This window comes from Stenotrophomonas maltophilia group sp. Smal17 (assembly GCF_030237045.1).
GTDB lineage: Bacteria > Pseudomonadota > Gammaproteobacteria > Xanthomonadales > Xanthomonadaceae > Stenotrophomonas > Stenotrophomonas forensis.
In genome coordinates, this window is record NZ_JASJSU010000012.1 from 62,111 (window position 1) to 72,862 (window position 10,752).

A 10,752-nucleotide genomic window follows, 5' to 3' on the forward strand; every position below is an offset into this window, starting at 1 on the left:
AATGAGACGGACTCGTCCGCAACTGCTACCGTGCGTTCACACCCTGCCAAGGAAGCACCATGCCACTTCGCGCCATCGCCTACGTCAGCCGGGCGCTGCCGGAGCTCTCCGTTGAGCGGCTGCAGGCGCTGGTCGAGGATGCCGCGCGTTTCAACAAGATGGCGGGCGTGACCGGCGTGCTGCTGCATGACGGTGATCGCTTCCTGCAGTACATCGAAGGTCCGCCAGACGGGATCGATTCGGTGTATGAGCGCATCCTGCAGGCGGGCAGCCACATCGACATCATCGAGCTGGCGCGCGGCCGCCTGGGCCAGCGCCAGTTTCCGTACTGGTCGATGCGCGCGTTGCCGGTGGAGGCCGCGCTGCTGCGGCAGCTTTCGAGCAGCGACTGGTCCGGTTTCAGCCGGACCCTGGAAGGAGATCGTTCGGCACCGACCCCGGTCGACCTGCTGGATGCGGTGGTGCAGCCGGCACTGCACGCCGGTTGAGATTCAGCGCACGCCGCCTCCGCAATAGGCGGTGTACAGCGCCTGCAGCACCCCCAGCGCCGGGCCTTCCTGCATGCGGTAGTGGATTGCCTGCGCCTCGCGCCGGGTTGCCACGATCTGCATTCCGCGCAGCACCGCCAGGTGCTGGGACAGCGCCGAAGCGCTGAGGCCGGTCAGTGCCTGCAGTTCCGGCACCGGCGCCTCACCCTCGACCAGCCGGCACAGCACCTGCAGCCGGGCAGGATGGGCCAGGCTCTTGAGCAGCGCGGCCGCCTGCGTGGCGTGCTCGGCCATCGTGGCAGTGTCGAGCGGCGGGTGGGTCATGGTTGACCTTTTTGTTTAGAGGCGTCTAATTTAGAGAAATCTAAATTCGAGGGCAATCCATGCATGGCATCAAGGAAGGCGGGGCATGAACCTGCCATGGAGCGCGCTTGCGGGCGGTGTGTTGATCGGTATGGCTGCCGTGTGGTTGCTGGCTGCCACCGGGCGCGTTGCCGGCATCAGCGGGATCGCTGCGGGCAGCCTGCGCGCCGGTAGAGGTGAGCGTGGCTGGCGTTGGGCCTTCCTCGTCGGGCTGCTGGCAGCGGCAGGGCTGGTGCTGTGGTGGCAGTCGGTGCCCGGCAGCGCTCCGCGCGCACTGCTGCGCGATGCCTTGCCCGCCTGGCAGCTGATCGGCGCCGGCCTGCTGGTCGGTTTCGGTACCCGCCTGGGCAGCGGCTGCACCAGTGGCCACGGCGTATGCGGCATGGCCCGCGGTTCGAAGCGATCGCTGCTGGCGGTGCTGGTGTTCATGGCCTGCGCGATGCTGACCACGTTCGTGGTTCGTCACGGCGGAGCCCCGTTGTGAGCCGCGCCTTCTGGGCTGCCGCTGTGGCGGGCGCATTGTTCGGCGCCGGGCTGGCGCTTTCCGGAATGACCGATGCACGGCGCGTGCTCGGCTTCCTCGACATCCGTGGCGTGTTCGATCCCACGTTGATGTGGGTGCTGGGCTCGGCGCTGCTGGTCAGTGCAATCGGCCAGCGCTGGGTGCTGCGCCGCAGGCAGCCCTGGTTTGCCCTTCGCTTCCAGTTGCCGACGGCACATGATGTGGATGCTCGCCTGCTGCTGGGCGCGGCACTGTTCGGCATCGGCTGGGGATGGGCTGGCTATTGCCCGGGGCCGGCCATCGCCGGACTTGCCGTGGCATCGCGTGAAGCGCTGTGGTTCGTGCCGGCGATGGTGCTGGGCTTCTGGCTGCACGATCGCCTCGTGCGTTGAGGCTTCACCCCTGTGTCACGATCGATCGGGTCAGATCCATGGACCACGGGGAACGGAGCGCAGTGACATGGCACGGATGAAGTGGAAGGGAAGGGCGATGCTGGCCATGGCGCTGGCGTCCGCGATCGCACCGGCGCTGGCCTGCACGCGCGCGGTGTACCTGGGCGACAACGGTGATGTGATCACCGCGCGTTCGATGGACTGGAAGGTGGATGTCGCCACCAATCTCTACGTGCTGCCGCGTGGCATCGCACGCACCGGGCAGGCTGGCCCGAAGTCGCTGGCCTGGACTGCCCGCTACGGCAGCGTGGTGGCCACCGGCTACGACGTGTCGACCACCGACGGCATGAACGAAAAGGGCCTGGTCGCCAACCTGCTGTGGCTGGTCGAATCGGAGTACCCGCAACAGCGCGGCAACAAGCCGGGCCTGGCGATCTCGCTGTGGGCGCAGTATGTGCTCGACAATTTTGCGACGGTGGACGAGGCGGTGGCTGCCTTGAAGCGTGAGCCGTACTCGATCGTCACCGACAAGGTGCCTGGCGAGGACCGCCAAGCGACGCTGCATCTGTCGCTGTCCGATGCCACGGGTGACAGTGCCATCGTCGAGTACATCGGCGGCCGCCAGGTCATCCACCATGACCGGCGCTACCAGGTGATGACCAACTCGCCGATCTTCGACCAGCAGCTGGCGCTCAACACCTATTGGCAGCAGATTGGTGGCACGGTGATGCTGCCGGGCACGAACCGCTCTTCCGATCGCTTCGCCCGCGCCTCGTTCTACATCAACGCCATTCCCAAGGCGGAAGATCCGGTGGAGGCACTGGCCAGTGTGTTCAGTGTGATCCGCAACGCCTCGGTGCCGTACGGCATCACCACGCCGGGCGAGCCGAACATCTCCTCCACGCGCTGGCGTACCGTGGCCGACCACAAGCGGCGGCTGTACTTCTTCGAGTCGGCGTTGACCCCGAACACGTTCTGGGTCGATCTGAACAAGGTCGATTTCGGTGGCCCGGTGCTCAAGCTCGACCTTGGCAAGGACCAGCGCAATACCTTCGCCGGCGATGCGCTGGGCCACTTCGTGCCCAGCGCGCCGTTCACCTTCCTCGGCGTCGACGGTTAGTTCGACGCCTGGCTGGAGGCCGGGTACACCGCCTGGATGGTGCAGGCACCGCGGCGGCTGAAGCGGGGCAGCGGCGCCAGTTCGTCGCTGCGCTCGTCGTAGCTGGCGAAATCGGCGGTGACCACCCGATCGCCCGGGTTGCCGCAGATCAGACCATTCTGCATGCCCGACTGGAAGCTCAATTCCGGCGACCGGTCGAGCTGGAGGCAGTGGCTGCCCAGTTCGACCCGGTAGAAGCGATGGCCGCCGCTGCGCCGTGGATTGGTTTCCACCAGCATGCCCTGCGTGTCGGACGACCAGCCACGCACATTGCGGGTGGCGAAGCAGTACGAGGGCGAGCCGCCGAAACCGCGGCGGACTTCCTTTCGCTCGCGGATGGTCAGGGCTGGCAGCGTGGCGGTGCGCAGGCGATCACTGTCGCGCGCAACGCTGGCGTAATCACGGTTCTGCACTGGCGTAACCGCACTGACGGCGCAGCTGTGGCCGTCCACCACCACCCGCTCGCTGGGACGACCGCAGGCCCAGCCGGCAGGTGCCTCCAGTTTCAGCGTGGTGGCACCGCGAACGCCGGGGCAGTCTTCGTTGAAGTCGATCCGATAGGCCTGGCCGGAGGCGGAGCGCAGCGCGATCGAGCGCGGTGAGGCCTGCTCGACCTCCTGTACGCCGACCGCGTCCATGCAGTGCGGGGCCGGCGGCATGCGCTCCTGGGCGGAAGCGGTAGCGGCGAGGGCCAGGCCGAGGCTGGCGGCGAGCAGCAAAGACGCGTGCTGATGGGTCATGACCTGCACTCCCTGCGTGGGTTGACGGCCCGACTATAGCAGCGGTTTGCACGGCCTGTGTTACACGCGCACACTGCCGGGATGGGCGCGATCTTCCACCTGCGGCACTACGGCCAGGCCACCGGCCTGGACCGCCATGACTACGCGCAGTGGGTGCTGCCGCTGCAGGGCGAACTGCAGTTCGAGATGGAAGGGCGTGGTGGCCGCCTGGACCTGCTGCAGGGCGCTTTCGTGGCTGCCGGCGAGGCCCATGACCAGATGGCCGATGGCCCGAACGGTTTCGTGATCGTCGACTGCGCGCCGGGCGTGCTGGATGACGGCACCCAGGAGCATCTGTGCCGCCAGCGCTGGTTGCACCTGCCGCTGGCGCTGCGCCGGTGCCTGGCCGATGTGCAGGCCGGCCGGCCGATGCCAGCCCTGCTTCCGCAGTTGCTGCAGGCGTTCGCACCGGCCGGCAGTGGCGCTCGCATGCAGGGGCTGTGTGCGGCAGTGCAGGCCGACCCGGGCCAGGCGTGGCCGGTGGCCCGCATGGCGGCGTTCGTTGGGGTCAGCGAGAGCCGCCTGCACGCGCTGTTCCAGCGTGAATTCGGGCTCAGCCCGCAAGCCTGGCTCAGCGCCAGCCGGTTGCGCTGGGCCAAGCACCAGCTGCGCACCAGCACCGCGCCGATCAGTGACATCGCGCTGTCTGCAGGCTATTCCGAGCAGAGCGCACTGACCCGTGCGCTGCGCCGCGAGTGTGGGCAGACCCCGGCCGCGTGGCGCAGGAGCGCAGGGCTGTAGCGTCGAGCCATGCCCGGCTGCCGTTCGCGCGATAGCCGGTGCAAAAGCAGTCGAGCATGGCCCGACGCTACAAAAGCAGCAGGGCAGTAGCCTGGGTCAAGAGGGCTCCGCCGCCCACCGACTACACTGCGCGGCCTCTTCCCCCACGAAGAATTCCAATGCGCAACAACCCGATGGCCCGGGGCATCGCCAATGGCGTTGCCGCTGGCGCGCTATGGGGCGTGGTCTTCCTCGCCCCCGCCGTGCTGCAGTCGTTCAATGCCCTGCAACTGTCCGCCGGTCGCTACCTGGTCTATGGCCTGATCGCCGTAGCCCTGCTGCTGCCACGCTGGAAGCGGCTGGCGCCACAGTTGGGGCGCGCCGAATGGTTGGGCCTGCTGTGGCTCAGCCTGGCCGGCAACCTGGTCTACTTCCTGCTGCTGGCGACCGCCGTACAGTGGGCAGGCGGCGCGGCGGCCTCGCTCATCGTCGGCCTGATCCCGGTGGTGGTGACGCTGGTGGGCGTGCGCGAGAAAGGCGCGGTGCCGCTGAAGCAGCTGTTGCCGGCACTGGGCCTGTGCGTGCTCGGTGTAGCGCTGGTCGGTTGGGAAGCGCTGATGTCCGAACACCTGGCGACACCCTGGCGGCAGCGCCTGATCGGCCTGTTGTGCGCGTTCGGTGCGTTGTTCTCGTGGGCGCTGTACTCGATCGGCAACAGCCGCTGGCTGGCGCGGCGGCCCGATCTGTCCAGCCACGACTGGTCGCTGCTGACGGGCGTCACCACCGGTGGCCTGGCCCTGCTGCTGGTGCCGATGGCCTTCATCGGCCACACCGGCAGCCACACGCCGGCACAGTGGGGCGGCTTCTGGGCGATCAGCGCCGGCGTGGCGGTGGTTGCCTCGATCCTTGGCAACGCGTTCTGGAACCGCGCCAGCCGCCTGCTGCCATTGACCCTCACCGGCCAGATGATCGTGTTCGAGACGCTGTTTGCGCTGCTCTATGCCTTTGCCTGGCAACAGCGCTGGCCCTCACTGCTGGAGGCGCTGGCGATCGTGTTCCTGGTGGCCGGGGTGATGCTGTGCGCGCATGCCCATCGCGCACCGCGGGCGATCGCCGAACATGCCGGCTGAATGCGGCCGTCAAGCGTGCTGATGGCTACTTTGTCTCAGATGCAACCAAATGCCGGCACGTTGGCCGATGATCGCGGCAGCGTGTTTTTGCATCGCAGCACTTGACAGCGGCAGGGCGCGCGGTGTTTTCTGTGCGGCATGGTCCTTGATGCCGCCCACGCCAGCCTGAACGCCCCCGCCACCGCGGGCCGTTCGACTGCGCCGGTCGCCACCACCACCATTACCACCACCGTCACCACTGCCCTGGTGCGGCCCGTCGTCTTCGTGTAACTCCCGAAAACCACGGCCCCGCACCATACAGGTGGCGGGGAAACTCGACACCTGCATGCGACGGGGCCTCCTACCGAGGTCTGCATGTCTTCCCACGCCCCCGCCCATTCCGTTGCCCCGGCCGACCTGGCTGCGCCGTCCATCGTCGTGCACAAGTTCGGTGGCACCTCGGTAGCCGACGCCGAACGCTACCGCCATGTTGCCGGCCTGCTGCTGGACCGCCCCGAATCGCTGCAGGTCACCGTCGTCTCGGCGATGAAGGGTGTCACCGATGCGCTGATCGAGCTGGCCCAGCTGGCCGCCAAGGGTGACGAAGGCTGGCGCGAGGCCTGGCATGCGCTGCGCGCGCGCCATCGTGGCGCTGCCGTGGCGCTGCTGGGCGAGCAGGTGGGCGAGACCGTCGAATGGATCGACACGCGCTTCGAGCAGCTGGCCGAGGTACTGGCCGCGCTGGCAGTGATCGGCGAGCTGCCCCGTGAAGTGCTCGATCGCGTGCAGGGCCTGGGTGAAGTGTTCTCCGCGCAGCTGCTGGGCACGCATCTGCGTGCGCGCGGCGAAGACTGCGCGGTGCTCGACGCGCGTGACGTGCTGGTGGTCGGGCATGGCGAACTGGGCGTGGATGTCGACTGGGAGGCCAGTGCGGACCGCCTGGCCAAATGGCGCCTGCAGCATCCACAACTGCGCCTGGTCGCCACCGGTTTCGTGGCGCGTGACCGCCATGACCGCATCACCACGCTCGGCCGCAACGGCAGCGACTATTCCGGCGCGATCTTCGCCGCGCTGTTCAACGCCGATGAACTGCACATCTGGACCGACGTCGATGGCGTGCTGTCGGCTGACCCACGGCTGGTGCCCGAAGCGGTGCAGCTTGAGTCGCTGAGCTATGACGAGGCCTGCGAACTGGCCTATTTCGGCGCCAAGGTGGTGCATCCGCAGACGATGTCACCGGCCATCCGCCTCGGGCTGCCGATCTTCATCCGCAACACCTTCCAGCCGGCGCATCCGGGTACGCGCATCAGCGCCGAGCGCTCGCCGCGCGGGCCGGTGAAGGGCCTGACCCTGAGCCCCGGGCTGGCCCTGCTGAACCTGGAAGGCACCGGCCTGATTGGCGTGCCGGGTACCGCCGAGCGCGTGTTCGCCGCCCTGCGCCAGGCGCAGGTATCGGTGGTGATGATCTCGCAGGGTTCGTCGGAACATTCAATCTGCTGCGTGGTGCGTGCCGCCGAAGCTGCGCGCGGTCGCGACGCCCTGCTGCATGTGTTCGCGCATGAGTTGTCGGTGGGCCAGGTGCAGCGCGTGCAGGTCAGCGAGGGGGTCAGCGTGCTGGCCGCGGTCGGTGACGGCATGGCCGGCCAGCCCGGTGTGGCGGCGCGCCTGTTCGAGGCGCTGGGGCGTGCGCAGGTGAACATCCTGGCGATCGCGCAGGGCTCGTCCGAACGCAACATCTCGGTGGCGGTGGACAGTGCCGATGCCACCCGCGCGCTGCGCGCCGCACATGCCGGCTTCTGGCTGTCGCCGCAGACCTTCGCAGTGGGTGTGATCGGGCCGGGCAATGTCGGTGCCGCGCTGCTGGACCAGCTGCTGGCCGCGCGCCCGCAGTTGCTGGCCAAGGCCAATGTCGACCTGCGCCTGCGTGCGCTGGCCTCGCGTTCGCGCATGCGCCTGGAAGTGGACGGCCTGCATGCCGATTGGCGCCAGGCATTGCAGGAAGCCGGCGAGTCCAGCGACCTGGATCGCTTCACCGAGCATCTGCTGGCTGCGCACCTGCCGCATGCGGTGGTGATCGACTGCAGTGGCAGTGCCGAGGTGGCCGAGCGCTACGAGGGCTGGCTGGCCGCCGGCATCCATGTGGTCACGCCGAACAAGCAGGCCGGTGCAGGGCCGCTGCCGCGCTACCAGCGCATCCGTGCCGCAGCGGCGGCCAGTGGCGCGCGTTTCCGTTACGAGGCCACGGTGGGTGCGGGCCTGCCGGTCATCACCACGCTGCGCGACCTGGTCGATACCGGTGACGAGGTGCTGGCGATCGAAGGCATCTTCTCTGGCACGCTGGCCTGGTTGTTCAACCGCTTCGATGGCAGCCAGCCGTTCTCGGCGCTGGTCGCGCAGGCACGGTCGATGGGTTACACCGAACCGGACCCGCGCGATGATCTGTCCGGCGTGGACGTGGCGCGCAAACTGGTGATCCTCGCCCGCGAGGCCGGCCACGCGCTCAGCCTGGAGCAGGTGCAGGTGGAAAGCCTGGTGCCGGCCCTGCTGCGCGACGGCAGCGTGGATGCGTTCATGGCAAGGCTGGGCGAGTCCGATGCCAGCCTGCTGCAGCGGCTGCAGGAGGCACGCGCGCGTGGCGCCGTGCTGCGCTATGTCGCCAAGCTCGGCGCCGACGGTGCCTCGGTGGGCCTGCAGGAGCTGCCGGCCGACCACGCCTTCGCCAACCTGCGGCTGACCGACAACGTGGTGCAGTTCCGCACCCGCCGCTACTGCGACAATCCACTCGTGGTGCAGGGGCCGGGGGCTGGCCCGGAAGTCACCGCGGCCGGCGTGTTCGCCGATCTGCTGCGCGTGGCCGCGGGTGAAGGAGCGCGCCTGTGATCGCACGTGCGTACGCGCCCGCCTCGGTGGCCAACGTGGCAGTGGGATTCGACATTCTCGGTCATGCCATCGCCGGGGTCGGCGATACCGTAAGCGTGCGCCGGATCGACGAACCGGTGGTGCGCATCGAGGCGATCCGTGGCAGCACGGTCGAACTGCCGCTGGACGCGGCCGGGAACACGGCGGGTGCTGCGTTGATGTCGCTGCGCGAACGGCTGGGCCTGGACTTCGGTTTCGCCGTCGAGATCGACAAGGGCATTCCGTTCGGCTCCGGCATGGGCGGCTCGGCGGCGTCGAGTGTTGCGGCGCTGGTCGCGGCCAATGCGCTGCTGGATGCGCCGCTGCCACGCGAAGCGTTGTACCCGCATGCGCTGGATGGCGAGGCGGTGGCCAGTGGCGGCCGCCACGGTGACAACGTCGGTCCGCTGCTGCTGGGGGGGCTGGCATTGTGCACGGCTGATCGCCTGCTGCCGATCCCGGTGCCTGCCAGCTGGCACAGCCTGCTGGTGCATCCGCACGCGGTGCTGGAAACCCGGCGCGCGCGCCAGGCATTGCAGGGCAGTTACGCGCTGGGCGAATTCGTCGCGCAGAGCGCGAACCTCGCGCTCGTCCTCAGCGGTTGCCATCGCAGCGATGCCGGGCTGGTCCGCGCCGGGTTGCGCGACGTGCTGGTGGAGCCGCGCCGGGCGGGCCTGATCGCCGGTTTCGAGGCCGCGCGCGATGCAGCGCTGTCGGCCGATGCGATGGGTGCTGGCATCTCTGGTGCCGGCCCCAGCGTGTTCGCCTGGTTCGAGGATGCTGACCAGGCCCGCGCCGCCGTGGCGCCCGTGCAGGCCGCGTTCGCGGCTGCCGGCTTCGACAGTGATGCCTGGGTGTCGCCGCTGGATGCGCCGGGAGCCCGCCTGTGCTGAATTCCTCCCTACTACTGGATATCGAACCCATGCACTTCGTTTCGACCCGCGGCCAGTCCCCGGCCGTTGGCCTCAGCGCGGCGATCGCCGCAGGATTGGCGCCCGATGGCGGGCTGTACGTTCCCGAGCTTCTGCCGCCCGCCCGCGAACTGCAGGCTGGGGCGACCCTGGCCGATACCGCCGCCGATCTGCTTGCGCCGTTCTTTGCTGGCGATGCACTTGAGGCTGCGCTTCCGGCGATCTGCCGCGAGGCCTTCGACTTCCCGGTACCGCTGCGCCCGCTCGGCGCTGGTGACCATGTGCTGGAGCTGTTCCATGGGCCGACGGCGGCGTTCAAGGACATCGGTGCGCGCTTCCTCGCCGGTACGCTGTCGCGGCTGCAGGCGGGCAAGGGCCGCGACCTGACGATTGTCGTTGCCACATCCGGTGATACCGGTGCAGCGGTGGCAGCGGCGTTCCATCGCCAACCCGGCGTGCGCGTGGTGGTGCTGTATCCCGATGGCCGCGTGTCGCCACGGCAGGCGCACCAGCTCGGCTGTTTCGGCGACAACATCCAGGCCCTGCGGGTGGCCGGTGCATTCGACGATTGCCAGGCGATGGTCAAGCAGGCGCTGGCCGACCGCGAACTGCAGGTGCAGGTGCAGTTGAGCTCGGCCAACAGCATCAGCCTGGGCCGCCTGCTGCCGCAGATGAGCTACTACGCGCATGCCGCACTGACCCATCATGCCGAAACCCGTCGCCGGCTCAATCTGGTGGTGCCGACCGGCAACCTCGGCAACGCGATGGCCGCAGTGCTGGCGCGCGCACTGGGTGTGCCGATCGGGCAGATCGTGCTGGCCACCAATGCCAATGCGGTACTTCCGGCCTACTTCAATGGCGGTGACTACCATCCCCAGCCCAGCGTCGCCACGGTGGCCAATGCGATGGATGTGGGTGCGCCGAGCAACTTCGAGCGCCTGCGCTGGCTCTACCACGGCGACGATGCCGAACTGCGCGCAGCCTTCCGTGCGTTCGCGGTGGACGACGTCACCATCCGCGCCACCATTGCTGCGGCGCACGCCAGCGGTGGCGAGCTGTTCTGCCCGCATACGGCCACGGCGGTCAAGGTCCTGCAGGACCTGCGTGCACGCGGCGCCAAGGGCGACTGGGCGGTGGTGGCCACCGCGCATCCGGCCAAGTTCGAGGCGGTGGTCGAGCCGTTGATCGGCGCCCCGGTGGCGGTGCCGCCGGCATTGGGTGCGCTGTTGCAGCGGCCAGCGCACGCTGAACCGCTCGCGGCTGACTATGCCGCGCTGCGCGAAGTGCTGCTGCGCTGACCGAGGCGGGGCACGGTTGCCGGCCAGCGGCCGGCACTACCAGAGGGATGCAGCGCGGATTGGGCACGGTTGCCGGCCAGCGGCCGGCACTACCGGAAGGATGCACACGGGTTGGGCATGACCGGATGGATGC

Annotated in this window: 11 protein-coding genes; 9 read left to right on the forward strand and 2 right to left on the reverse strand. The window is 68.7% G+C overall.

Annotation, left to right across the window (positions count from 1 at the left end; genetic code table 11):
• The first annotated feature begins 59 nt into the window (after positions 1 to 59).
• The gene (locus QRO93_RS05695; RefSeq protein ID WP_006436202.1) at positions 60 to 488 is read left to right on the forward strand and encodes a BLUF domain-containing protein; all 429 of its coding nucleotides are present in this window, start codon (positions 60 to 62) and stop codon (positions 486 to 488) included.
• Positions 489 to 491: 3 nt separating this feature from the next.
• Here the strand turns inward: QRO93_RS05695 and QRO93_RS05700 are convergent, their stop codons facing one another.
• Entirely contained in the window at positions 492 to 812 is a 321-nt protein-coding gene (locus QRO93_RS05700) for a metalloregulator ArsR/SmtB family transcription factor (RefSeq protein WP_053449584.1), read from the reverse strand.
• 85 nt (positions 813 to 897) lie between these two features.
• Here QRO93_RS05700 and QRO93_RS05705 point away from each other — a divergent pair, with 85 nt between their 5' ends.
• The 3 genes from QRO93_RS05705 to QRO93_RS05715 all read left to right on the forward strand — a co-directional run bounded on the left by QRO93_RS05705 (position 898) and on the right by QRO93_RS05715 (position 2,865).
• A complete protein-coding gene (locus QRO93_RS05705) occupies positions 898 to 1,335 on the forward strand; it encodes a YeeE/YedE family protein (RefSeq protein ID WP_180878146.1) in 438 nt (145 codons plus the stop codon).
• On the forward strand, positions 1,332 to 1,745 hold the full coding sequence (locus QRO93_RS05710) for a DUF6691 family protein (protein WP_180878145.1): 414 nt from the start codon (positions 1,332 to 1,334) through the stop codon (positions 1,743 to 1,745). Before QRO93_RS05705 ends, QRO93_RS05710 begins: the two co-directional genes overlap by 4 nt.
• 67 nt (positions 1,746 to 1,812) lie before the next feature.
• Positions 1,813 to 2,865, forward strand: a complete 1,053-nt coding sequence (locus QRO93_RS05715) for a linear amide C-N hydrolase (RefSeq protein WP_053449587.1) — start codon at positions 1,813 to 1,815, stop codon at positions 2,863 to 2,865.
• On the opposite strand, the gene QRO93_RS05720 is transcribed toward QRO93_RS05715, so the two are convergent.
• Positions 2,862 to 3,644 (reverse strand): DUF6491 family protein, encoded by a 783-nt coding sequence (locus QRO93_RS05720; RefSeq protein ID WP_180878144.1) that lies wholly within the window; start codon positions 3,642 to 3,644, stop codon positions 2,862 to 2,864. The genes QRO93_RS05715 and QRO93_RS05720 overlap by 4 nt on opposite strands.
• A gap of 81 nt (positions 3,645 to 3,725) precedes the next feature.
• Between QRO93_RS05720 and QRO93_RS05725 the strand changes: the two genes are divergently transcribed.
• The 5 genes from QRO93_RS05725 (at position 3,726) to thrC (ending at position 10,619) form a co-directional block, all read left to right on the forward strand.
• Entirely contained in the window at positions 3,726 to 4,424 is a 699-nt protein-coding gene (locus tag QRO93_RS05725; RefSeq protein ID WP_049457207.1) for an AraC family transcriptional regulator, read from the forward strand.
• A gap of 158 nt (positions 4,425 to 4,582) precedes the next feature.
• Positions 4,583 to 5,533 carry a DMT family transporter gene (locus QRO93_RS05730; protein WP_053449589.1) on the forward strand — a complete coding sequence of 317 codons (951 nt, stop codon included), beginning with the start codon at positions 4,583 to 4,585 and terminating at the stop codon, positions 5,531 to 5,533.
• Positions 5,534 to 5,887: 354 nt separating this feature from the next.
• The gene (gene thrA / locus QRO93_RS05735) at positions 5,888 to 8,392 is read left to right on the forward strand and encodes a bifunctional aspartate kinase/homoserine dehydrogenase I (protein ID WP_180878143.1); all 2,505 of its coding nucleotides are present in this window, start codon (positions 5,888 to 5,890) and stop codon (positions 8,390 to 8,392) included.
• Positions 8,389 to 9,303 (forward strand): homoserine kinase, encoded by a 915-nt coding sequence (locus tag QRO93_RS05740; protein WP_053449591.1) that lies wholly within the window; start codon positions 8,389 to 8,391, stop codon positions 9,301 to 9,303. Before thrA ends, QRO93_RS05740 begins: the two co-directional genes overlap by 4 nt.
• A gap of 29 nt (positions 9,304 to 9,332) precedes the next feature.
• A complete protein-coding gene (gene thrC, locus QRO93_RS05745) occupies positions 9,333 to 10,619 on the forward strand; it encodes a threonine synthase (RefSeq protein WP_180878142.1) in 1,287 nt (428 codons plus the stop codon).
• The last annotated feature ends 133 nt before the right edge of the window (positions 10,620 to 10,752 follow it).